The sequence below is a fragment of the Vibrio sp. nBUS_14 genome, from assembly GCF_051201655.1.
GTDB lineage: Bacteria > Pseudomonadota > Gammaproteobacteria > Enterobacterales > Vibrionaceae > Vibrio.
This window is the reverse complement of the sequence record NZ_CP179206.1, coordinates 3,107,359-3,131,581: the sequence shown is the minus strand read 5'-3', so window position 1 is coordinate 3,131,581 and position 24,223 is coordinate 3,107,359. Positions and strand designations below refer to the sequence as shown.

Sequence of the window (24,223 nt, the reverse complement as noted above, 5' to 3'; positions counted from 1 at the left end):
AGGCGGTATCTGTCATTCTGAGCGGTATTCTGTAGGGGCGGACTATTCCGTCTTTGGCATGTTCCAAGGTAGAAGATGACCATGGTCATCCTCACTCTTCAGTTTCGGGATTTCTCGTAACACGTATTCGAGGTACTCATACGGCTCACAGTCGTTAGCCTTCGCGGTTTCGATAAGACTGTACAACCGACATTCCGCACCTCATTTAGGAATAAATTGCTTCATATAGCTTACCTAGCAATTGAAGCAATCTCCTCTGATGGTCTTGAATGCCGGTGATAAACCATTGTTCGCCGAACTCAAGTGTATCGACCCCTTCAAATTTTAAAAACACCCAGCGAGCAGTTGGCTTAGATGTGGTTTTGTTCTTAACCATGCTTGGAAAAAATTCTTCAGTAACAGCCAACTCTTCACGTATCTTATGCTCGAGTCCAGCATAAACCATTAGGCTTAAGGTCATTATCATGAGTAAAGCTTCGATGCGTTGTGGTTTTTTTAAGAAGATAGATGATGTTAAAAACTCAGGGCTTTTAAGGAAGCGAAAACCTCGCTCGACTTTCTGTTGTGACTTGTAGTGTTCCAGTAACGCAGCCATATCGAGATCGGTACTTTCAGTATCATTGGTCGCAAGAATGAACATACCAACTTTAAGCTTCGCGAGTTTTACTTTTTCTAAATCAGTGAACGGATTTGCTTCAATTTTGTAGTGGTATCCAGTTGGAACCTCATCTTTTTTAGGGCGCCCTCGGCCAGCAAACTCGGGCACTTGCCGTATCTCACTTTGCTCGAAACTCAACAGTTGGCATTGACTCTGAAATTCACTCATAGCCTTTTGTGCATCAGTCGCACAGGCAAATTGTTTCTTAGCTAATTGAGCTAGAGATTTAAGCTCTTTGGTCAGATTTTTATCCAAATTTTTATAAAAAGTGGCTTCTTCTCGCTTTGTCGCTTGCTCGCTGTTCACTAACAACCATCGCTGCTTCACGTTGCCATAATCAGATTCAATCCAGTGCCCCGAATAACCATTACCGATAGGCTCTAATTGCGCTGGCGATAATGCCAGTAGAGCTTGTTTGGCCATTTTAATGGTCATTGGGACGCGTGTAATGAACTTCTGCTTTTGTTCATCAAGTGAGCAAATACTGTCTGACGTGTATAAAGCTGCATCAGCAATAAAGTAACGACTATTTTGCGCGGCTTTAAGACAGTGAATATGGCGCTTAGTGACCTCTGCAAATGCTTTTGCATCGTTCGTGTTTCCACTGAGAGCCTGCATATAAACAGGGAGCCCTGCTTGATTTTCACAAATTAATTCAAGGACAACCTGATTCAATTCAGGTCGGTGATCTCGACTATAACCTTTGACGAGTTGAATAGAATTAATGTCATCCTCTGCTGATTGAGCATATTCACCATCAACATGGAAACTCGTTATATCAAGGTGGACAGACTCTGTCTTGAGGCCCAATTTTTCAACGGTATGCTCTGCAATAACTTGATATAAAATAGATACATCAGCTTCAAATAAAGCATCTAATGTGCGCCCAAGAACATCATCAGTTAAGTGGTGCGCTTCTATGTTTTTAGCAAGCAGCTTTGATATTGGCTTTGTCTCGAAAAAGTCAGAAAACATATGCAATGTTCGACTATGGAAGCCCAAACCGTTCAAAATCATGGCTAGAACGGCATCACCGTGTGAGACATTATGCTCTGAATACTTAGGAATTATGCGGTCGATAAGCCCGGGTAAATCAATCTCATGACAGAATGCAGCGATTAATCCAAGATGATCTAAGCGTTTTATGACAGGTTGAGGAGCAGACATCGCAAGTTACCGGCAAATAAAAGTAATAGATCAAAACGGGGGATCTGCGTCAAGTCTCAACTGCAATCATTATTGATAAATGATCGTGGGATCACACTAATTAAAATCTAGAATTGGCTGCGGAATGACGGGTACAACACTGCACTGGCGCGGGCTCCATTATGAGTCTTTGAGAACAACCAGTTGTTCCGTCCTACCGTGAACGGACGTACTGAACGTTCCGCTCGGTTATTATCCATGCTTAACCGGCCATCATCGATAACTCTTACTAGCTTCGACCATTGATTGAGACTGTAGCTAATCGCCTCACCCAATTTACTTTTAGGGGGCACCTGAGTGACCGATTTATCTAACCACGCCTTGAATTCATTGAGCAGAGACTGAGTCTTTGACTGGCGGGTAACATATCGCTCTTCCCTCGTCTTATCTTTGAGTGCTTGTTCAACACGATAGAGCTTTTGGAACCAACTCACTGCCCACTGGATTTTACCCCCTTTTCCTTGCTTGCCTTTTGGTTGGCTCTGCTCTGCCTCTATGAACTTACGTCTTGCATGAGCCCAGCAACCCACCAACTTCGCTTCTGTCTTTTCATACGCTTTATACCCATCAACATGAAGGTATCCAGTGTAGTTTGACAGGTACGATTCAGGGCAGTGGTGCCCCCGACTCCCTTCCTGGTAGTCGAACAAGACGATACCGGGAGATTGCGCATTACCGCCCCGGTCTGGACCACACCCATACAACCAGATGTAACTTTTCTTTCTTTCGTCATCGAGCACGGTCAACGTGGTCTCGTCCGCGAACAGAACATCTTGTGCAAGGAGGGTTTCTTTCAGTAAGGCGATTAACGGCTCTACCTTATCAGCGCAACGCAGTATCCATTGACTCATCGTTTTTCGGCTGAGCGCTAGCCCATATTGTCTGAACAGCGATTCTTGACGATAGAGAGGCAGGGCGTAGTGGTATTTGTTCGTGATAATTTGCGCAAGCAAAGAGGGAGTCGCGATGCTTTTCGGGATAATCGATGCTGGCGGTAGAGCCATTGCAACAACACCCTTCTCTCCTAACGCGTCACATTGACGACAGACGTATTTGGGTCTTTCAGTGACTTCGACATACAACTTGGCCGGGATATACACCAGTTTTTCACTGGTGCTTTGCCCCATCCTGCAGAGTATCGACTGACAACACGAGCAGGTTTTTTCTGATTCTGGTATGTCCACCACGACTCGCTCTCGTGGCAGGTCTTCAGGAAGCTTTGGGCGACCACGACGTTTTGTCTCGGATGAAGTGTTTTCCGCTTCCGAAGCGTCATCATTCGGATTATCGGGTGCTTCCTCTTCACCTGTCGTATCGGCATGAGTCTCCGCCTCATTGAACTCTAAGTCCTGAGGGGGCAGGGTTTCACTAGTGCTACCAAAGCGTTTACGCCGCGCTAGGTTGAGTTTTTCAACCAGCGATTGGATGGTTAATTCGCTCTCGCTTAGAGATTGGCGAAGTGTGAGTACCGTAGATTCAAGCTCAGTCACTTTTGGACGAAATCAACTTAGATACAACCGAAGAATTGGTAGAGGTAAACTAATGGCGACCCGAGTGGAAATGATCATCGAGACGCTTAAATCGCATCCTGAGAAAAAGTTTACTGCTCGGGATTTAGCCAAAGAGTTCGTACTTCGATACCCACAAGAAATTGCAGAAAAGCAAACCAACCCTCGTTATAACACTGAAGAAAAGTTGATTGCGCAATTGGCGGCTGAAATCGGTGGGGAGAGAACAGAAAGAGCGAAGAACGTTTGCCCCAACGTGATCACAAGGGATAAACCAAGGCCACGCGTTTATTACTGGGAAGCTAATCCAGTAACAGAGCCGTCACGAGTCATAGTAAAGGACGAAAACGAACAAGAAGAGGTCGAGGTTGATACTCCATTCGCATCGCATAGTTACAGTGAGCACGATCTCTACCCTATGCTTGTCAAATACTTGAGTAAAGATCTTGGCCTGTACTGCCAGCGCATTGACGAGCGAAAGTCGAAAAACTCACATGGTAACGGCGGTAACCATTGGCTTCATCCTGATATTGTCGCTTTAGAGCCTCTTGAGCAAGGTTGGGATGAAATTGTCCGAAGCTGTGTTCGAAGTGGTAATCACAGTTCGGTGAGACTTTGGTCTTTTGAAGTGAAGAAACACCTAACAAAAGGCAACGTTAGGAAGTATTTCTTTCAAGCAGTCTCGAACTCTAGCTGGGCTAATTTTGGTTACTTAGTTGCGACGGGCTTGAACAGTGATGTTGAAGGCGAGTTGCAAATGTTATCAAGTCTGCATGGTATTGGGGTCGTCATCCTCGATACTGAATCATTATTTGATAGCCAGATCCTGATTCCAGCTCAGGAAAAAAGTAACGTTGACTGGCAGTCTGCAAATCGGATTGTGACTGAGAATAGTGACTTTCATCATTATATCGAGCAAGTCGGAATTTATAACCAAACTGGACGATTGATTCAGAGCGCATGGAATAAATAAAAATAACAAGGGTAAGGCTTAATGATCACTGAAGACCAGTTAGAACAAGAATGTATTAGATGGTTCACCGACCAAGGTTATCTGTATAAAAATGGCTATGACATCGCACCTGATGGAGATTTTCCAGAGCGTGATGATTACCATCAAGTTGTTTTGAAGCAACGGCTATTAAATCAATTAGCAATCATCAATCCGGAGCTTCCGATAGAGGCACTGAATGATGTGGTTAACACGGTATCTTCCCCCGATACGCCAATTCTTATTAAAAACAACCGCGCTTTCCATAAGTTTGTGATTGAAGGGGTGCCTGTCGAATACACGGCTGTTGAAGACGGTGAATTGAAGACAAAGCATACTCACGCTCAGTTAATGGATTTTGCAACGCCTAATAATAATGAATTCCTTATCGTGAATCAGTTCACCATTACTGGCACCAAGGGCAATCGCCGCCCTGATGTTGTGGTGTTTATTAACGGCCTACCCATCTCTGTTATTGAGTTGAAAAATCCAGCCGATGAACATGCCGACATTTGGAATGCCTTTAATCAACTTCAAACCTACAAAGATGAAATTTCAGATCTGTTTATTTTTAATGAAGCGTTGATTGTTAGCGATGGCTGGACGGCTCGTGTTGGTTCATTAACGGCTAATAAAGAACGATTCTTACCTTGGAAAACAGTTGCTACAGAGGATGATAGACCGTTATTGGAGTTTCAATTAGAAACGATGGTTCGAGGCTTTTTCAAGCAAGATTTGCTGCTCGATTACATTCGTTATTTTGTACTGTTTGAAACTGACAGTGACAAAATTATTAAAAAAATCGCAGGTTATCACCAATTCCACGCGGTGAGAGCGGCGGTTGAAGCAACGGTTCGCGCTGCTAATACTTCAGGAAACTTCCTTGAGAGCACTATCCCTGCATTAGAAAAGATTAAGCAAGGCAGTGGTAAGGCTGGGGTTGTTTGGCATACTCAAGGTAGTGGCAAAAGCATCTCTATGGTTTGCTACGCGAGTAAACTGTTACAGCAAGCATCCATGAATAACCCAACGATTGTGGTGGTAACTGATCGAAATGATCTCGATGGTCAGCTTTACAACACCTTTGGGATGGCGCAAGAAACGTTAAAGCAAATACCTCAACAAGCGGATGATCGTGATGCGTTACGTGATCTGCTTTTAAATCGTCAATCTGGCGGCATCATCTTCACGACGATTCAAAAGTTTGCTTTATTAGATGAAGAGACAGAGCACCCTAGGCTGTCTGAGCGAAGTAATATTGTTGTCGTTTCTGATGAGGCGCACCGCAGCCAGTATGGCAACAAGTCAAAGATGGTGGAAGTGAAGGACAAAAACGGCACTGTAACGGGTCATAAGTACGTTTATGGTTATTCCAAGTATGTGCGTGACGCATTGCCTAATGCTTCATTCATAGGCTTTACAGGGACACCTATCGCAATGGATGACAAAGACACGCGTGGTGTTTTTGGTGAGTACGTCTCTATCTATGATATTCAAGATGCCGTTGACGATGGTGCCACTGTGCCTATCTACTACGAATCTCGCCTCGCAAAGCTTGATATTAACCAAGATGAAATTGAGCAACTTAACGATAAAGTTGAAGATGAAATCGGTGAAGATGAAGAAACGGCAGATCGCGAAAAAGTAAAATCAGAATGGGCAACGTTAGAAAAGTTGGTAGGCGCTGAGCCTCGCATTGAACAAGTAGCCAAAGATCTGGTTGAGCACTTCACTACTCGAACGTCGACATTTCCCGGTAAGGCGATGATTGTTTCGATGAGTCGAGAAATCTGTGTTGACCTCTACAATGCTATTGTGGCAATTAAACCAGAATGGCATCACCCAGATACAGCTAAAGGTGCAATCAAGATTGTGATGACAGGCTCTGCATCAGACAAAGAAAAGATGCAGCCTCACATCCATGATAAGAAAACCAAAAAACTATTCGAGAAGCGCTACAAAGATACTGACGATGAGCTTCAACTCGTTATCGTTCGAGATATGTGGTTAACAGGATTCGATGCGCCTTGTTGTCATACCATGTATATTGACAAGCCAATGAAAGGGCATAACCTGATGCAGGCGATTGCTCGTGTAAATCGCGTGTTTAAAGATAAGCCCGGCGGTCTGGTAGTTGACTATATCGGTATCGCTAATGAGCTTAAAAATGCACTGAAAACCTACACTAATAGCCAAGGTAAGGGGCAACCCACCGTCGATACGGCAGAAGCGTTTGCTGTACTAATGGAAAAGGTTGATATCATTCGAGGTATGTTCGCAACACCCGTTGATACAAAGGTATTCAACTACCGTCCGGACTTTGAAACGGATGCATTGCGCTTGTTACCGGGAGCGGTAAACCATTTATCAGGTTTGTCTCATTCTGGTGCTAACGGAAAGCAAGTCAGAGACGGAAAGAGGCGATTCCTCGATGTGATGGCTGCTTTAGCTAAAGCATATTCACTGTGTAGCACCATGGATGAAACTCATGGTTATAAGAATGAAATTGCTTTTTACTCTGCGATAAAGACAGCTTTCATCAAGCACTCAACGGTAGACAAGAAACGTACCGATGAAGAGCGCAATACAGCATTGAAGCAAATTTTAAATAATGCTGTGGTAGCCGATGGTGTTGATGACATTTTCACTATGGTTGGTCTTGATAAGCCGAATATCGGGCTTCTTTCTGAAGAGTTCTTGGAAGATGTGAAGAACATGAAGGAGAAGAATCTCGCTGTAGAGCTGTTAGAGAAGCTACTTCGTGATGAGGTTAAAGCTCGCATGAAGAATGATGTGGTTCAGGAGAAGAAATACTCTGAACGTATTATGTCGACGCTGCAAAAGTATCATAACCGCAGCATTGAAACGGCTCAGGTTATCGAAGAGCTGATTCAATGGGCAAAAGAGATGCAAGAAGATGGAGAGCTATTAGAGAAGCTCGACCTCTCTGTTGACGAAATTGCTTTTTATCGTGCCTTGGTCGACAACGAATCTTCGGTTAGAGATCTTGGTGACGACAACTTGCGTAAGCTTGCTATTGAATTGACTCATCAACTACGTAAGTCAGCCACAGTAGATTGGCAAAAAAGAGATAGTGTTCGTGCTCGCATGCGCAACCTCGTTCGTCGATTGCTTCGCCGTTGGAAGTACCCGCCTGACGCGGCTGAAGAGGCGATTAAGCTTGTGTTAGAGCAGGCTGATGGGTGGTATAAGTAGCCAGAAATAAGAAGGGTAACAGCTAAATGTCGTTACCCTTTTTGTTTTTACATCATCTGAATATTTGCTTGGTCTTGAATGCGCTTAGGCGTTGGTCCCTTAGCTACACACGGGATCGTAAAAGCTTCGTTAATATTACCCGCACCCGGTAAAGGGAGTTTATTACCATCTTCATCTTTTTTATAGCGAGCGATGCGCTTAACTGAAACCTTGTTACCCACGATAGGAATGTTTAAGTAGGTATTCCAGCCTTTGAAAATTGAAGAAAGACGGCACAATAATGAATAAGATGTTGATTCATGAACCAATGATTGAAGATATTTTCGTACCTGATACTCGATATCATTCTCAGATTCTAAGCCAATTGAAGAAATCAAGCGCGTTAAATACAACTCTGGTGTGATTGGCAAGTGCTCTAACTGAGACTCTTGCAACTTCAACTTAATCAAGTAATGCGCAAAAGCGTAGATCGGTTCCGATGCTTGGCTCTCCTGCTTGTTTCTTTTTAGCACTTTTGAAACAAAATCTACAGACAGGGCGAGTTCATGGTTCTGTTCAACGTATTTAAGAATCTCTTCAGGCTGAAATGATGTGCCTTGAGTGCCTCGGAAAGCAAAAGGATTAGGCATCGTTTCAAAAGCTTTGGCTAACATTGCAACACGAGAAAGAGACGCCGCATTCACTTCCACCCCTGCCATTTCGAGAACTTGCGCACGACTTCGTGTGTTGCCTACATCAATGTTGGCAAAACTTCGTTCATCAATAACATCGTATGCCACTGTTGCAATAAAGCCGACTTGAGCTTCACAAGCTGCCTCTAGCCTATGGTGGCCATTTAGAATTTCACCCTCATGGGAGATGATTACAGGCTCTCCTGTGAGGCACCATTCTCCTTTTTTCATTGCTTCTGCGTATTTGTTCACTTTGGTTTTGCTTAGCCGACGATTTTTATTGTTTGTATTTACCACGCCTCTTCTAGAAAACTGGAGCATATCACGAGCTAAAGAAGGGCTTATGTAAATATGAATATGCTTTAACCCTGTTTCAACAGATCTTAATCCACTGTAATACTTGGCTTTAGACTTAAATATCGCTTCCGTTTGTTGAGCGGTTAAGTTTTTCCCAGTTGTCTCCAATAGCTTGGTCGAGCTAGCGAGGTAGCTTCTGGAAGTCACTTGATCGTAGTGATCTACAAGTTTATTAGTGATGGACTCTTCTATTGAACAATCAAGTGCATCATTTGCAATCGGGTGCTTATCGATCATATTGAATTCTCGTATTTTTTCTTGGTCTTGTTAATCATTGATCAGACAATTTGTCTGATCAATGATTATTTTTATTTTACACTGCAAAGCTACATGTAATTAATGAGATTGGTTCATTGTCTAAGGTCAAGTTAAAGGGGAAGGTGATTTCCTATGGAAGTCAGCCAACAAAGGCTCTTGTAACCTTTATTCCTGTAATTGAATTAAGTAGTTACGTTGAAACAACTAAGCCACATGAAGCGTTGAAAATGTTGTTCAATGCAGCGCAAAACGCAACCAATAAGAAAAAAACACTAACCCTTCAAGGGGATATAAAAAATGAGGTTCTATCTGGTGAATTAGGAGTTCCTCTATCGTTGACTGCCGTCGTTAGTGGTGACAGTGAAGTGCGCGAGAATAAATTTGCTACTGAAATTGAATTCGAAAGAAGTAAAGCATTCGTAATTGGTAATCTATTGACATATAACGCACTCCTTAATCTGACAGGCTTAAAAGCCCCGCTGTTTTCATCTAGGATCAGCTCAAGTGACTTGCAAAAAAATAGTGTTTTCCGACAACTACTAGCGACTCAAGATCTGATGTTAACCATTGTTTTTAGAGAAAATGGCTTTAGTGAAGATGACGTGAGATCGTTATTCTTTAAACATAATAGGCGAGAGTCGGAAGTTCATTTAACGCAGTTCGCAGATACGGATTCCTTTCCTTTGCAAAAAGTAGTGTCTCAGTTAGGTAAAAACCTAGCCTTAGATGACTTCGGCGGTATATCTAATCAGACAAAGCATGTACGAGCTTCAGAAAAATACATAACGACGGAATATATTTTGTTCAAAGTGCTCGTTGGTTCTGTATGTGGTGAGAAAGCTCAAGAGCGGGCTAAAATGTCAGATGATATTACTTTGAAAGATGGTGGTATCTTTGTTCAGGCTTATTCAGATATATACCAACAGTACGTGGAAACCTTTTTTAGAGCATGGCTAAGTCCGATTAACGAAAACCATGAGTATAACAGGCAAGGTTTTAGGTTATCTGCTCAGATATGGCAAGCCTTATCATTGGTTATTAATGAGTTAGCCTTGGAAGGGAAGACAATAGATGAAATATCATACGCAGGATCGCAACTAGGCAAGCTTGATTACGGAAAACGAGCGAAGCACTGGGAGAATTGTGATGTGATGCAGTTAGATTCCAATGGCAGGCTTTTTAAAAACGGCGCGAAGTCCACACGTGAGTTTAAGTTAGGGTTGAAAGACTACTTCATCAAAATAATTGAGTGTAATTGAGTGTAAAGGCTCAAAGCCTAAACTTGGTCGACATAGTGATATAGCGTCCACAGATTAATTGAGTGAATAGCAGGTTTACTCTCTACTAGCTATTACTTTGTTAATATTAGGTAGGAGTTTTCTTTACGTCCTGATCCGGTGTAGTTCATCTACCGTCTCAGACAGATTTATACTCTTTAGCTAATGTTACATTCAACCCAGAAACAACAACAGGTGGTAATGCACTTAAGTTCTACGCATCTGTTCGTCTTGATATTCGCCGTACTGGTGCAATCAAAGATGGTGATGAAGTTGTTGGTAACGAGACTCGTATTAAGGTTGTTAAGAACAAGATTGCTGCACCATTCAAACAAGCTGAAACTCAAATCCTTTACGGCAAAGGCTTCAACCGCGAAGGTGAGCTTATCGATTTAGGTGTTAAGAATAAGCTGGTAGAGAAAGCGGGCGCTTGGTACAGCTACAAAGGCGATAAGATCGGCCAAGGTAAATCGAACTCTTGTAAGCACCTACGTGAAAACCCAGAGATCGCTCTGGAACTTGACACTAAGCTTCGTGAATTGCTACTGACTCCTGCTGTTCTTGAAGAGAAAGGCGCAGAGAAAGAAGAAGAAAACGAAGAGCTATAAGCTAACGTTTTATAGAGCGGGTGTTTTAAATAAACATTCGTTTTGAAAGAATAGAAGGCCTCGCATATGTTATGCGGGGCTTTTTTATTGAAGTGCCCATATCTATCCTTGCTGAGCCTAGTTAAATGTTCCTGGTTGTTTGAGGTAGCTTGCCAATTTATTTTGTTTGTCTCCCACCTAAGCTAGTGGAATATTCTTCATTTTATCGAATTCCAACTAAAATTCTGCCCAAGGGTGTCTTTTCTACAAGAAAACTAGTCGAAGCCTTAACCATGATCTACAATACGGCAAAATTCTAACTCGACTATTTTCAGGAAGAGCTGCATGTACATGAGCACTGATGAGGTTCGCAAGGCGTTCCTTAAGTTCTTTGAGAGCAAAGAACACCAAATCGTAGACAGTTCATCGTTAGTTCCACATAACGATCCAACCCTGCTATTTACTAATGCAGGTATGAACCAATTCAAAGATTGCTTCTTAGGCGCCGAAAAACGTGCCTACACTCGAGCAACTACGGCTCAGCGTTGTGTACGTGCGGGTGGTAAACACAATGACCTTGAAAACGTAGGTTTCACGGCTCGTCACCACACATTCTTCGAAATGCTAGGTAACTTCAGCTTTGGTGATTACTTCAAAGAAGAAGCGATTGGGTTTGCTTGTGAATTCCTGACTGAAACACTAGGTCTGCCAAAAGATCGCCTGTTAGTAACGGTTTACGAGACAGATGACGAAGCATTCGAAATCTGGAACAAGAAAGTGGGCATCCCAGCTGACAAGATTGTTCGCATCGGCGACAAAGAAGGCGGTAAGAAGTTTGAATCTGATAACTTCTGGACAATGGGTGACACAGGTCCTTGTGGTCCATGTACTGAAATCTTCTACGATCACGGTGAGCACATTTGGGGTGGCCGTCCTGGTACACCTGAAGAAGATGGTGACCGTTTCATCGAGATTTGGAACAACGTATTCATGCAGTTCAACCGTCACGCTGACGGCACTATGGAACCGCTACCTAAGCCAGCTGTAGATACTGGTATGGGTATTGAACGTATCTCTGCAATCATGCAGGGCGTTCACTCTAACTATGAAATTGATGTATTCCAAAAGCTAATTAAAGCGACAGCTGAAGTTGTTGGTCATGACGACCTATCTAACCAATCTCTACGTGTTATTGCTGACCACATCCGTTCTTGTTCATTCCTAATCGCTGATGGCGTAATGCCTTCAAACGAAGGTCGTGGCTACGTTCTACGTCGTATTATTCGTCGTGCAGTTCGTCACGGTAACAAGATTGGTGCACAAGGCGTGTTCTTCCACAAACTTGTGGGTGTACTGGCTGAAGTGATGGGTTCTGCAGCTGAAGAACTTAAAAAACAACAAGAGCTTGTTGAAAAAGTACTTCGCATCGAAGAAGAGAACTTTGGTCGCACGCTAGAGCGCGGCATGGTTATCCTAAACGACGCATTAGACGCACTTGAAGGTAAAGAGCTTGACGGTGAAACAGTCTTCAAACTTTACGACACATACGGCTTCCCAGCTGACCTTACTAACGATGTAGCTCGCGAACGCGACTTTACTATCGATGAAGAAGGCTTCGAGAAGGCGATGGAAGCACAGCGTAAGCGTGCACGTGAAGCGGGTCAGTTCGGTACTGATTACAACGCAACGATCAAAGTAGACACGAACACTGAGTTCTGTGGTTATACAGGTACTGAAGGTGCTGGTGAAATTTCTGCGTTATTCGTTGACGGCGAAGAAGTATCTTCACTATCGGCTGGCGACAAAGCAATCATCATCCTTGAAGAGACACCATTCTACGCTGAGTCAGGCGGTCAATGTGGTGACGCTGGTACGCTAAGCACTGCGTCGGGTCTGTTCAAAGTACAAGACACTCAGAAGCTAGGTAATGCATTTGCACACCACGGCGATCTCGTTGAAGGTGTATTTGCTCAAGGCGATAAAGTAGAAGCGCGCGTTGATGCTGAGCGTCGTGCTGCTATCTCACTAAATCACTCTGCAACTCACTTACTTCACTCTGCATTGCGCGAAGTGCTAGGTGAACACGTTGCTCAGAAAGGTTCTTTAGTTAAGCCAGACAACCTACGTTTTGACTTCTCTAACCTTGAAGCGGTAACACCAGCACAGATTAAAGAAGTAGAGCGTCTAGTTAACGCACAAGTTCGTAAGAACCATGTGATTGAAACGAACATCATGGACATCGAGTCAGCGAAAGAAAAAGGTGCGATGGCACTGTTTGGCGAGAAGTACGATGATGAAGTTCGCGTTCTGTCGATGGGCGATTTCTCTACTGAGCTTTGTGGTGGTATCCACGCGAGCAACACCGGTGATATCGGTTTATTCAAGATCACTTCTGAAGGTGGTATTGCTGCTGGTATTCGTCGTATTGAAGCGGTAACGGGTGAAGCTGCTCTAGATGCAGTTGATGCTCAGAATAACGCTTACGAAGAGAAATTGGCTGAATCGGCTAAGAAAGCGAAATCGCTAGAGAAAGAAATCCAACTACTTAAAGAAAAGATGGCTGCAGCTGAAGGTGCAAACATCATGGGTAAAGTGGAAGACATCTCAGGTACTAAAGTTCTGGTTGCTGCAATTGAAGGCGCAGACAACAAGAACCTACGCACTATGGTTGATAATGCTAAAAACCAAGTAGGTAGCGGCATCATCCTGATTGCGAACGTAGCCGACGGTAAAGTTGGCTTAATTGCTGGCGTAACCAAAGACCTTATCGGTAAAGTAAAAGCTGGTGACCTCGTTAAGATGGTTGCTGAGCAAGTTGGCGGTAAAGGCGGCGGTCGTCCAGACATGGCTCAAGCGGGTGGTACAGACGTTGAAGCACTACCTGAAGCGCTTAAATCAGTACGTATTTGGCTAGAAGAGCGTCTTTAAGCTTAAGTAATTGATACAAAGATGCCCAATCAACTGATTGGGCATCTTTTATTTTGCCTATTGGAAGAACGTCTGAAAAAGGTTTGATTGAGATTAACCAAGAAGTCTAATGGTAACGTTAGACTCCTTGGTTAATTTTTTATTGCTTCGCCATGACGCGGGGTATGTGTTTTTTTGTCATATATAGACATTGGTCTTGGGAAGGTGAGGAAGGGTGAAAATGCCTCTTATCGTGCAGAAATTTGGCGGGACGTCGGTGGGTTCAATAGAACGAATCCATCATGTAGCAGAAAAAATCATTGAAGCGAAAAATGAAGGGAACCAGATCCTGGTTGTCGTTTCTGCTATGTCAGGTGAAACAAATCGGTTAGTTAACTTAGCTTCACAAGTTGATAGCGTACCAAATGCTAGAGAGTTGGATGTGCTGTTAACGGCTGGAGAACAAGTTTCCATGGCTTTGTTAGCGATGACGTTGCACAAGTTGGGTTATGAAGCGACATCGATGACTGGCTATCAAGCCAAGATACACACCGATTCTAATCATAATAATGCGACGATTGAGCGTATTGATACCGCTCCTATTAAAGCGCTGTTAGATGACGACCAGATTGTCATTGTTGCAGGTTTTCAAGGCGTTAATGCGAAAGGTGATATCACAACTTTAGGGCGAGGTGGTTCAGACACCACGGCCGTTGCGATGGCGGGCGCGCTTCAAGCGAAAGAGTGTCAGATTTATACCGATGTTGATGGCGTATATTCCTGCGACCCTAGAGTGGTTAAGCAATCTAAGAAACTAGATACCTTAGACTTTCCCTCTATGGAAGAAATGGCTCGCAGAGGCGCTAAGGTTTTGCACCTTCCATGTGTTCAGCATGCGTGGCGACACAATGTACCATTGAGAGTGCTTTCGAGCTTTGAAGAAGGCGAGGGAACTCTTATCGCGGGTAATGACTGTTTGAATGATATTGCAGGGATAGCCATTCAAAGAGATATGGTTCGCATCGAGTGTTTGAATCAAGATTTACCGTGTCTCATGTCGCATTGCCGGTTGTTAGGGATCGAAGTCTGTAGTGTGATCGAGAAAGCAGAACGGGCAGCGCTCATTATCAAACCGGACATAAGTGCTAAATTAAAACTAGTTTTTGCTGAAAAAATCCGTAATAGTGAATATGTTAGTTTGTTAACTGTGGTAGGAAGCCGAACACAAGAAATTGTGGTCAGTTCACATGGATTGTTGTCTGAAGGCGAAATTGATGTACAACATCACTTATTGCAGCAGCAGTCTTTAACTTTGGTGATATCACCAACGCAAGTCGATATGGCTGCTAACATATTACACAATGCATACATCGTAGCGCGTGAAACACAGGGTTATCTTAAAAAAGAAGTGCATTTTGGTTAAATAAACTCAATCGATAGTTTACGAAAATATAACTTTTGTTGGATAATGCTCTCGTAGCTAGATAAATTTAGAGATTACTCAAGGAGCAAAGAATGCTAATTTTGACTCGCCGTGTTGGCGAAACACTGATGATTGGTGATGAAGTAACAGTTACTGTACTAGGCGTTAAAGGTAACCAAGTACGTATTGGTGTTAACGCACCTAAAGAAGTATCTGTTCACCGTGAAGAGATCTACATGCGCATTCAAGCTGAAAAAGGTAATGGTAACGTTGCATCTGGCAACTACTAATACTTTTGCGTAGAAGAGGGGCTAGCATTGTTGCTAGCCTTTTTTGATCTTGGGGGGATCATGATCACAACTTAGTGATTGGTTAGTTCAATAACTGGCTTATTTCAAGATGCAGGGCTGAATGCTTGAGGTAGAAAAGCTACGCTGTCTTAGTTAACTCTTATTGAGGCACAGGATATTTGTTTGCCATAGTTCAAGTTTTACTGACCTACCCTATGGCGAAATAGAGCATCCCGTAGTATGGTGCAAACAGCAGTGACACTTACTGCGAGATAAATTAGATAATTGTTTCCTCTGTTAATTCTTGCCAATCTTTGACCTTAATTTTTAAGGAAAAAAGCGCTAATTGGATGTTATAAGTTCAATTTGCAATCGCTTTGATTAAATTGCAAACGGTTGAGTGTTTTTGTCCGGTTTTTTTCAATAAAGTGTTTGACATATTTTCGGTAAAACGTAATATGTGCCTCCGCAAGACGGTGAGGTGGCCGAGAGGCCGAAGGCGCTCCCCTGCTAAGGGAGTATGTGGTTTGTAGCCGCATCGAGGGTTCGAATCCCTCCCTCACCGCCATTTCTTGCACGTTTGAATTTGCAAGCAAACACAGAAGTAACAATGTGCGCCCTTAGCTCAGCTGGATAGAGTACCTGGCTACGAACCAGGCGGTCGGAGGTTCGAATCCTCCAGGGCGCACCATTCTTTAGATTACTTTGTTAAGAAGTAATGGATAAGAATAATGAATTAGGTGAGGTGGCCGAGTGGCCGAAGGCGCTCCCCTGCTAAGGGAGTATGTGGTTTGTAGCCGCATCGAGGGTTCGAATCCCTCCCTCACCGCCATTCATTACAGGCCTATGGCCTTTTTTTTGTTTCGTAGAAACGAGAATGTGATGTATTTCACAACTTCTTCACTTGAAGATACCGTGCGCCCTTAGCTCAGCTGGATAGAGTACCTGGCTACGAACCAGGCGGTCGGAGGTTCGAATCCTCCAGGGCGCACCACTATTTAGGGTTTTCATTAATCCTGATGTTGAATGTTTAGTTTTAACTGCTTTATTGTCTTAACTAACAGCTCAATATCGAAACCGTTGCGCCCTTAGCTCAGCTGGATAGAGTACCTGGCTACGAACCAGGCGGTCGGAGGTTCGAATCCTCCAGGGCGCACCACTATTTAGGGTTTTCATTAATCCTGATGTTGAATGTTTAGTTTTAACTGCTTTATTGTCTTAACTAACAGCTCAATATCGAAACCGTTGCGCCCTTAGCTCAGCTGGATAGAGTACCTGGCTACGAACCAGGCGGTCGGAGGTTCGAATCCTCCAGGGCGCACCACTATTTAGGGTTTTCATTAATCCTGATGTTGAATGTTTAGTTTTAACTGCTTTATTGTCTTAACTAACAGCTCAATATCGAAACCGTTGCGCCCTTAGCTCAGCTGGATAGAGTACCTGGCTACGAACCAGGCGGTCGGAGGTTCGAATCCTCCAGGGCGCACCACTATTTAGGGTTTTCATTAATCCTGATGTTGAATGTTTAGTTTTAACTGCTTTATTGTCTTAACTAACAGCTCAATATCGAAACCGTTGCGCCCTTAGCTCAGCTGGATAGAGTACCTGGCTACGAACCAGGCGGTCGGAGGTTCGAATCCTCCAGGGCGCACCACTATTTAGGGTTTTCATTAATCCTGATGTTGAATGTTTAGTTTTAACTGCTTTATTATCTTAACTAACAGCTCAATATCGAAACCGTTGCGCCCTTAGCTCAGCTGGATAGAGTACCTGGCTACGAACCAGGCGGTCGGAGGTTCGAATCCTCCAGGGCGCACCACATTACTAGAGAAAGCCTCGTTTTTACGAGGCTTTTTTTATGGTGCGCCGAGCATGGCGTTGATCTAGGAGGTGAAAGTCCTCTACGGGCTCAGTCGAGCGAGAACCGTTAGCCTATGCAAGGGTGTTCACCGTGAGGTGAAATCTGAAGGAAGCAAATGGCAAAACTTGGTTGTGACGAACAGAAATCTGATAGTAGGCCATTACAACTTGGGCAACCTAGCCATAGATAGAATAGTCCAATGCCTCGACGGGAAGTGTGTAGTGGTAAATCAGGCACAGCCAAGGGAAAGAACAACGCCTTACCTCGGGAGATCTTATTGTTTGTCTCAATAGAGACTAATACAGCAGTGATGTTGTGTGATGGACAATAAGAAGTCAGCAGAAGGCATAGTACTTTGAGAATGTACAACTCAAAGGAAGGCCTGAACTGAATATATCAAGAAGCAGTCACTAGACACTCAATCATGTGGAGTCATAGCAAGATGAAACTCATCTCTACGTCCCAAAGGGCAATACCGCAAGTAAAGCTCATGGATACGAAGAATGACAAGCATGGTCGGCATAGACAGGAGGGCGAGTCTTGGTGACCTCAACTTCGTTGATGGAGCAAATTTGCTCTTCAACCAATTTGAATCAAGCTCTTAGACGCGTGAAGAAGAACAAAGGGTGTGCAGGAGTCGACAAGCTCGACATCAACGCCACTATCTCAAGACTTCGACAGGCATCAAACGGGCAAGAGCTTCGCCAGATTCTTCTGGATGGAAGCTATCAACCTCAATCTGTTCTTGGTGTAGAAATCCCCAAAGCTAGTGGTGGCGTAAGGCAATTAGGTATCCCAACAGTCCTTGATAGGGTAGTCCAACAGGCAATCACATCAGTGCTGTCATGTATCTATGAGCCGAAGTTCTCCGACAATAGTTACGGGTTTAGACCCAACCGCAGTGCGCACCATGCATTGGCGGCCGCCAGTCGCTACATCCGAGAGGGTCGAGGTTATGTAGTAGATATAGACCTAGCAAAATACTTCGATACAGTGAATCACGATAGGCTAATGCACAGGCTGTCACAAGATATTGCTGATAAACGCGTGTTAAAGCTAATTAGGTCATACCTACAGGTAGGCATAATGCGACATGGACTAGTTGAGCAGAGACAACGAGGCACACCCCAGGGTGGGCCATTATCTCCGCTACTATCAAATATTGTATTAGATGAACTGGATAAAGAGTTAGAGCGTAGAGGGCATAAGTTCTGTCGATATGCAGATGACTGTCAAATCTACGTGCGTAGTGAGGAAGCCGCTCATCGAGTCAAAGAGTCGATAACGGAGTTCTTGGAGCAGAAACTAAAGCTGACGGTAAACCGTAAGAAAAGTGCAGCAACGAGAGTGACAAAGCGAACTTACCTAAGCCATCGCTTCCAGATAGACGGAACAATCGGGATATCGAAGACGGCACAAGCTCAAATGAAGAAGCGAGTACGTCAGATAACGAAGCGAAATCGAGGACGAGAGTTACAGGTGATAATCACGGAGTTAACTCAATATCTAAGAGGATGGCAACACTACTTCAAGCTTACTGTTCGTAAAAGTGCAATGCAGCGCTTAGATGAATGGATACGGCGTAGACTAAGGTGCTACCGACTAAAGCAGCGCAAACGCAGACACAGCATAGCGACATGGTTACAGCGACAAGGTGTAACGGAGCGTAATGCGTGGAAGCTAGCGATGTCAGATAAGGGTTGGTGGCATCTAGCTTTAACGCCACAGGTTAATCACGCCATGCCAATAAAATGGTTCGAGGGGTTGGGGCTGTACTCATTAAGAGATGGGTACGAGTCACTGAAAGTATATTCGGAACCGCCGTATGCGACCCACGCTTGTACGGTGGTGTGAGAGGACGGAGGCTGCGAGGCCTCCTCCTACTCGATTCAGCTATAAAATTGTTGCAATAATGTTAATTCTACGGTTTTTTAACTTGTTGTATTTAAAGTAATTCTTGATTGCTTCTTTGTTATTCCACCTTTCTTATATCAATTCTCAGAAAAGCCCCGTTTAAGTCACAGTTTAAATATCTAAAAATGACTCGTTTGACAGATTTATGTGATCTGATAGGCGAATAATTAACCTTATGTGTGCGTTATCCGTAACAGAACCTTAAACAAAATTGACAAACTTTTACCAATCGAGATAATCCATGGGTCGGGATCACTATTCGCTGAAATCCTGCACCTATGTCAGGATGACGAAGAAAGGAAGCAACATGACTAATATTGGAAGCCTGCTAGGAGATGCAGCAACCCTAATGATAACGGGAATGTCCGTTGTCTTTATTTTCCTAACTATTCTAGTTTACCTCGTTCGGTTGATGTCAAAACTGGTACCAGAAGAAGTACCTGAACCGATCGCAGCACCTAAAAAAATTAAAAAATTACAATCAAACCCTTCTGCTGTTAGTCCACAGGTAGTGGCAGCAATTTCGGCCGCGGTTCACCAATACCGTGCGTCTACTGCTGAGTAGCATTTAAAGGATTAAAAAGGAGTTTATGAGCATGTCTAAACCACTAGCTATCACTGATGTGGTACTTCGTGACGCGCACCAGTCACTATTTGCTACACGTATGCGTATCGAAGATATGCTGCCTATTGCGGCAGAACTGGATAAAGTCGGTTACTGGTCTTTAGAGACTTGGGGTGGCGCGACGTTTGATTCGTGTATCCGTTTTCTTGGAGAAGATCCGTGGGAGCGTTTGCGTGAGCTGAAAAAAGCGATACCAAATACACCAATGCAGATGCTACTGCGTGGTCAAAATTTATTAGGTTACCGCCACTACGCGGATGACGTAGTTGAAAAGTTTGTTGAACGTGCCCATAAGAACGGCATGGACGTATTCCGTATTTTTGATGCGATGAATGATGTTCGTAACTTTGAAACGGCCGTGAAAGCAACGATTGATGTTGGCGGCCACGCTCAAGGTACGTTGTCTTACACAACCAGTCCAGTACACAACTCAGATACGTGGGTTGATCTTGCTAAGCGCTTGGAAGATCTAGGCTGCCATTCACTATGTATCAAAGATATGTCAGGTTTATTAAAGCCTTATGAAGCGGAAGAACTAATCACTCGCATCAAAGCATCTTGTGATGTGCCTCTAGCGCTGCATAGCCACGCGACAACAGGTCTATCAACCGCTACAGCCGTTAAAGCTGTTGAAGCTGGCATTGATATTCTAGACACCGCAATCTCTTCTATGAGCTGTACTTACGGCCATACACCAACCGAAACGGTTGTTGCTATGTTAGAAGGCACAGAGCGCGACACGAATCTTAAGCTTGATCAGATCGAACCCATTGCGGCTTATTTCCGTGATGTACGTAAAAAGTACGCGAAATGGGAAGGCCAGCTGAAGGGCGTGGATTCTCGTATATTGATTGCTCAAGTTCCTGGCGGCATGTTAACCAACATGGAAGGTCAGCTTAAAGAGCAAGGTGCAGCCGATCGTATGGACGAAGTGCTTGAAGAGATCCCGCGCGTACGTAAAGAGTTGGGTTACATTCCTTTGGTAACACCTACTTCTCAGATTGTTGGTACTCAAGCGGTTATCAACGTTCTAACGGGTGAGCGCTATAAGAGCATCACTAAAGAGACAGCGGGTCTGCTGAAAGGCGAATACGGTCAAGCTCCTGCTGAGGTTGATGCTGATCTGCAAGCGAAAGTGTTAGATGGTGCTGAGCCAATCACGTGTCGTCCTGCTGATTTACTTAAGTCAGAAATGGATACGTTAACGACTGACCTTTTAGAAAAAGCGAAATCAGATGGCATTTCACTCGCTGAAGATACCGTTGATGATGTGCTGACATACGCTCTCTTCCCACAAGTTGGCCTTAAGTTCCTTAAGAACCGTCGTAATCCTGAAGCATTTGAACCTGCACCGACTGCTGAAGCGGCAGCTCCTGCTACGGTAGCACCACAATCTGCTGCTTGCGGTATTGAAAGCTACAGTGTGAAGGTTGATGGTCAAGTTTATGATGTTGAAGTTGGCCCTCAAGGTGAACTGACATCGGTATCTCCATCAGCGAAACCAGCACAAGCGGCTCAAGCAGCACCTGCTGCGACTTCTGATGCAGAAGCAGTTCCAGCTCCATTAGCGGGTAACATCTTCAAAGTTATCGTTCAGCCGGGTGCTGAAGTGGCTGAAGGTGATGTGCTACTGATCTTGGAAGCGATGAAGATGGAAACGGAAGTTCGTGCTGCCCGTGGTGGTATCGTTCAAGAGTTGAATGTTAAAGAAGGCGATGCAGTTACTGTAGGCGCTCCACTACTAAGCTTAGCGTAAGGGAGTCCCATGGAAGGATTGATGACCTTATGGTCTGAAACAGGTATTGCTAACTTTGAGTTCGGCCAGATCTGTATGATGTTGGTCGGTTGCTTACTGTTGTTTTTGGCAATTCGTAAAGGATTTGAACCGTTACTTCTACTGCCGATTGGTTTTGGTGCCGTATTAGCAAATATTCCAAATGCTGGGTTTACTGAGCCAGGTGGTTTGCTTTATTACGTTTACTACATTGGTATTGAAACGGGTATTTTCCCACTGCTTATCTTTATGGGTGTTGGTGCAATGACGGACTTCGGTGCGTTGATTGCTAACCCTAAAACGTTATGGCTAGGGGCTGCGGCTCAGTTTGGTATCTTCGCAACGTTATTTGGCGCGATCTTGCTGAACTATGTTCCAGGAATGGAATTCTCGATGGCCGATGCTTCTTCGATTGCGATCATTGGTGGTGCTGATGGCCCAACTGCGATCTTCTTGGCAAGTAAGTTGTCTCCTGATTTATTAGGTGCCATTGCGGTAGCGGCTTATAGCTACATGGCGTTGGTTCCTATTATTCAGCCGCCAATCATGAAAGCGTTAACGACTCCTGAAGAACGTAAGATTAAAATGGCGCAGTTACGTCACGTTGGTAAAGCCGAGAAGATCCTTTTCCCGCTTGCTGTACTGCTGATGACAATTCTGTTCCTACCTTCAGCAACACCTCTAGTGGGTATGTTCTGTTTAGGTAACTTAATGCGTGAAGCAGGTGTGGTTGATCGTCTTTCAAAAACAGCTCAAAACGAACTGATTAACGTCGTGACTATTTTTCTAGGTCTAGGTGTTGGTTCTAAGCTTCAAGCAGATACGTTCTTGAACTTAGAGACGCTGGGTATTCTCGGTTTAGGTGCGGTGGCGTTCAGTATCGGTACGGCGGGGGGCGTATTAATGGCTAAGCTGCTTAATCGCCTCTCTAAAGAAGACATCAACCCATTGATTGGTGCAGCTGGTGTATCAGCGGTTCCGATGGCAGCTCGTGTGGTAAACAAGGTTGGTCTTGAGGCAAACCCTCAGAACTTCTTGTTGATGCATGCGATGGGCCCGAACGTGGCAGGTGTACTTGGTAGTGCGGTTGCCGCAGGTATTCTATTAGCGCTAGTGCGTTAATGAACTGCTGGGTCATGTATCGTTACGTTAATTGGTCGCCAATTTACGAATGAGCGGTTAACTTCGCCTTATTAAATGGTTTATAGTCAAAGGGATGCTTTCGCATCCCTTTCTTTTTATCAATTAGGGTGTTTGCTCACTAGGGCTTTTATCAATCAAGGAAATGTGGAAATGGAAAACAAACAGATTGCGATTACTCAATTCGGTGGCGTCGAAAACCTAAGTATTCAAACTAGTGCTATTCCTGAGCCTAAAGCCGGGGAGGTCGTGGTTAAGGTTTCCTTTTCAGGCATTAATCCGATTGATGTCAAAACTCGTGCAGGCCTTGGTTGGGCCGCAGCACAGAACAAAGATAACCTTCCTTGGGTACCTGGTTACGACATTTCTGGAAAAATTGTCGCGCTAGGCGAACAGGCAGAGCGTTTTACTGTCGGTGATAACGTAGCCGGCTTTATTGGCTTTCCATTGCAAGGCGGCGGTTACAGCCAATATGTGTGTGTTCCAGAAGCGGCATTAAGTATGGTTCTTGATTCGGTAACTCTAGAAGCGGCAGCTGCATTGCCACTAGCCAGCCAAACGGCAGCACAGGCACTCAACAAAGCTGAGGTGAAAGAGGGCGATCGCGTACTTATTTTGGCGGGTGCAGGTGGCGTTGGTCATCTAGCGGTTCAAATCGCAGTGGCCGCGAAAGCCGAGGTTTATACCACTTGTAGTGAAGCGAATCTTGATTACTTAGCAACGTTAGGCGCTCACGCGATTAACTATAAGTTTGCGCCAGCATCAGAAAGAGTATCCGATGTTGATGTGCTGATTGATTTGGTCGGTGGCGATACCGCTCTCGATGCATTGAAGTGTCTAAAAGACGGCGCAAGAGTCGTGACAGTCCCAACTTTATCTGCTGAATTGATCTGCGAAAAAGCAACATTATTAGGCTTTACTGCGTCAGGTATGCTGGTTGAGCCAAACCCAGAGCAAATGGATACTATGCTGTACATGGTCAGTGTCGGATTGCTCAAAACAGAAATTCAAGGTATCTACCAGTTAGACGAAGCGCAGTCAGCGCATCTGCAGGTTGAAACTGGGCATACCAGAGGCAAGGTATTACTTAAAATGCAAGAAGGTTGATATGCAGTGCTAGAGTTCTTTAATTCTCTTTTCGAAAATATAGCGCTGTGGGTACTCTTTATCAGTGGATTCTTGAGTGCCACATTATTGCCAGGGGGGGCAGAAGCGAGCGTTGTGGCAGCCCTGAGCTTAGAGCAGTACTCAACATCATCGATCATTCTTTTGGCGACACTCGGTAATACTTTAGGCGGGCTGACCAACTATTGGATTGGTTTATGGTTGCCTAATCGAACTCAATCTGAAAAGCATGGTCATAAGGCTATGGCTTGGCTGAGCCGTTATGGTTATTGGACACTATTGTTCAGTTGGTTACCTATCATTGGTGATCCTTTGTGTCTGGCTGCGGGTTGGCTGAGAATGAAATTTATCCCTAGCATTATTTTGATAGTGATTGGCAAAGCCGCTCGCTACAGCTTACTTGCTGCTATTTACTTCGGTTTTTTCTAAGGAGAA

At 44.2% G+C, this 24,223-nt stretch carries 14 protein-coding genes, 9 tRNA genes and 3 pseudogenes; 22 read left to right on the top strand and 4 right to left on the bottom strand.

Annotation, left to right across the window (positions count from 1 at the left end):
• Positions 1-42: 42 nt before the first annotated feature.
• From ACMAZD_RS14645 to tnpC, 3 genes and pseudogenes are all read right to left on the bottom strand, one after another.
• Positions 43-198 (bottom strand): annotated as a pseudogene (locus tag ACMAZD_RS14645) (transposase domain-containing protein); the annotation flags it as partial.
• A 7-nt stretch (positions 199-205) separates the two neighbouring features.
• Positions 206-1,825 (bottom strand): IS1634 family transposase, encoded by a 1,620-nt coding sequence (locus ACMAZD_RS14640; RefSeq protein WP_435247103.1) that lies wholly within the window; start codon positions 1,823-1,825, stop codon positions 206-208.
• Positions 1,826-1,956: 131 nt separating this feature from the next.
• Positions 1,957-3,354, bottom strand: a pseudogene (gene tnpC / locus ACMAZD_RS14635) (IS66 family transposase); the annotation flags it as partial.
• A gap of 52 nt (positions 3,355-3,406) precedes the next feature.
• On the opposite strand from tnpC, the gene ACMAZD_RS14630 reads away from it, so the two are divergent.
• A complete protein-coding gene (locus ACMAZD_RS14630; protein WP_435247752.1) occupies positions 3,407-4,345 on the top strand; it encodes a COG2958 family protein in 939 nt (312 codons plus the stop codon).
• Positions 4,346-4,366: 21 nt separating this feature from the next.
• Positions 4,367-7,579, top strand: a complete 3,213-nt coding sequence (locus tag ACMAZD_RS14625) for a type I restriction endonuclease subunit R (RefSeq protein WP_435247751.1) — start codon at positions 4,367-4,369, stop codon at positions 7,577-7,579.
• Between the two features lie 47 nt (positions 7,580-7,626).
• On the opposite strand, the gene ACMAZD_RS14620 is transcribed toward ACMAZD_RS14625, so the two are convergent.
• On the bottom strand, positions 7,627-8,844 hold the full coding sequence (locus tag ACMAZD_RS14620) for a chromosome partitioning protein ParB (RefSeq protein ID WP_435247750.1): 1,218 nt from the start codon (positions 8,842-8,844) through the stop codon (positions 7,627-7,629).
• A gap of 116 nt (positions 8,845-8,960) precedes the next feature.
• Here ACMAZD_RS14620 and ACMAZD_RS14615 point away from each other — a divergent pair, with 116 nt between their 5' ends.
• The 20 genes and pseudogenes from ACMAZD_RS14615 (at position 8,961) to ACMAZD_RS14520 (ending at position 24,217) form a co-directional block, all read left to right on the top strand.
• On the top strand, positions 8,961-10,124 hold the full coding sequence (locus ACMAZD_RS14615; protein ID WP_435247749.1) for a hypothetical protein: 1,164 nt from the start codon (positions 8,961-8,963) through the stop codon (positions 10,122-10,124).
• 194 nt (positions 10,125-10,318) lie between these two features.
• Positions 10,319-10,750 (top strand): annotated as a pseudogene (recA, locus tag ACMAZD_RS14610) (recombinase RecA); the annotation flags it as partial.
• Between the two features lie 324 nt (positions 10,751-11,074).
• Entirely contained in the window at positions 11,075-13,657 is a 2,583-nt protein-coding gene (alaS, locus tag ACMAZD_RS14605) for an alanine--tRNA ligase (protein ID WP_435247748.1), read from the top strand.
• Between the two features lie 220 nt (positions 13,658-13,877).
• Entirely contained in the window at positions 13,878-15,059 is a 1,182-nt protein-coding gene (locus ACMAZD_RS14600; RefSeq protein ID WP_435249387.1) for an aspartate kinase, read from the top strand.
• A 92-nt stretch (positions 15,060-15,151) separates the two neighbouring features.
• Positions 15,152-15,349, top strand: a complete 198-nt coding sequence (csrA, locus tag ACMAZD_RS14595) for a carbon storage regulator CsrA (protein ID WP_004415691.1) — start codon at positions 15,152-15,154, stop codon at positions 15,347-15,349.
• A 475-nt stretch (positions 15,350-15,824) separates the two neighbouring features.
• Positions 15,825-15,917: transfer RNA gene (locus ACMAZD_RS14590), tRNA-Ser, on the top strand.
• A 46-nt stretch (positions 15,918-15,963) separates the two neighbouring features.
• Positions 15,964-16,040, top strand: a tRNA-Arg gene (locus ACMAZD_RS14585).
• A gap of 48 nt (positions 16,041-16,088) precedes the next feature.
• Positions 16,089-16,181: transfer RNA gene (locus ACMAZD_RS14580), tRNA-Ser, on the top strand.
• Between the two features lie 85 nt (positions 16,182-16,266).
• Positions 16,267-16,343: transfer RNA gene (locus tag ACMAZD_RS14575), tRNA-Arg, on the top strand.
• An 88-nt stretch (positions 16,344-16,431) separates the two neighbouring features.
• A tRNA-Arg gene (locus ACMAZD_RS14570) sits at positions 16,432-16,508 on the top strand.
• Positions 16,509-16,596: 88 nt separating this feature from the next.
• Positions 16,597-16,673 (top strand) — tRNA-Arg (locus ACMAZD_RS14565).
• An 88-nt stretch (positions 16,674-16,761) separates the two neighbouring features.
• A tRNA-Arg gene (locus ACMAZD_RS14560) sits at positions 16,762-16,838 on the top strand.
• An 88-nt stretch (positions 16,839-16,926) separates the two neighbouring features.
• Positions 16,927-17,003 (top strand) — tRNA-Arg (locus tag ACMAZD_RS14555).
• Positions 17,004-17,091: 88 nt separating this feature from the next.
• Positions 17,092-17,168: transfer RNA gene (locus ACMAZD_RS14550), tRNA-Arg, on the top strand.
• 603 nt (positions 17,169-17,771) lie between these two features.
• Entirely contained in the window at positions 17,772-19,064 is a 1,293-nt protein-coding gene (gene ltrA, locus ACMAZD_RS14545; RefSeq protein ID WP_435249317.1) for a group II intron reverse transcriptase/maturase, read from the top strand.
• 367 nt (positions 19,065-19,431) lie between these two features.
• Positions 19,432-19,689 (top strand): oxaloacetate decarboxylase subunit gamma, encoded by a 258-nt coding sequence (locus ACMAZD_RS14540; RefSeq protein ID WP_435247747.1) that lies wholly within the window; start codon positions 19,432-19,434, stop codon positions 19,687-19,689.
• 31 nt (positions 19,690-19,720) lie between these two features.
• Positions 19,721-21,505 carry a sodium-extruding oxaloacetate decarboxylase subunit alpha gene (gene oadA, locus ACMAZD_RS14535; protein ID WP_435247746.1) on the top strand — a complete coding sequence of 595 codons (1,785 nt, stop codon included), beginning with the start codon at positions 19,721-19,723 and terminating at the stop codon, positions 21,503-21,505.
• A 9-nt stretch (positions 21,506-21,514) separates the two neighbouring features.
• Positions 21,515-22,645 carry a sodium ion-translocating decarboxylase subunit beta gene (locus ACMAZD_RS14530; RefSeq protein WP_435247745.1) on the top strand — a complete coding sequence of 377 codons (1,131 nt, stop codon included), beginning with the start codon at positions 21,515-21,517 and terminating at the stop codon, positions 22,643-22,645.
• Positions 22,646-22,816: 171 nt separating this feature from the next.
• The gene (locus tag ACMAZD_RS14525) at positions 22,817-23,770 is read left to right on the top strand and encodes an NADP-dependent oxidoreductase (RefSeq protein ID WP_435247744.1); all 954 of its coding nucleotides are present in this window, start codon (positions 22,817-22,819) and stop codon (positions 23,768-23,770) included.
• A 6-nt stretch (positions 23,771-23,776) separates the two neighbouring features.
• A complete protein-coding gene (locus ACMAZD_RS14520; protein WP_435247743.1) occupies positions 23,777-24,217 on the top strand; it encodes a YqaA family protein in 441 nt (146 codons plus the stop codon).
• Positions 24,218-24,223: the final 6 nt, after the last annotated feature.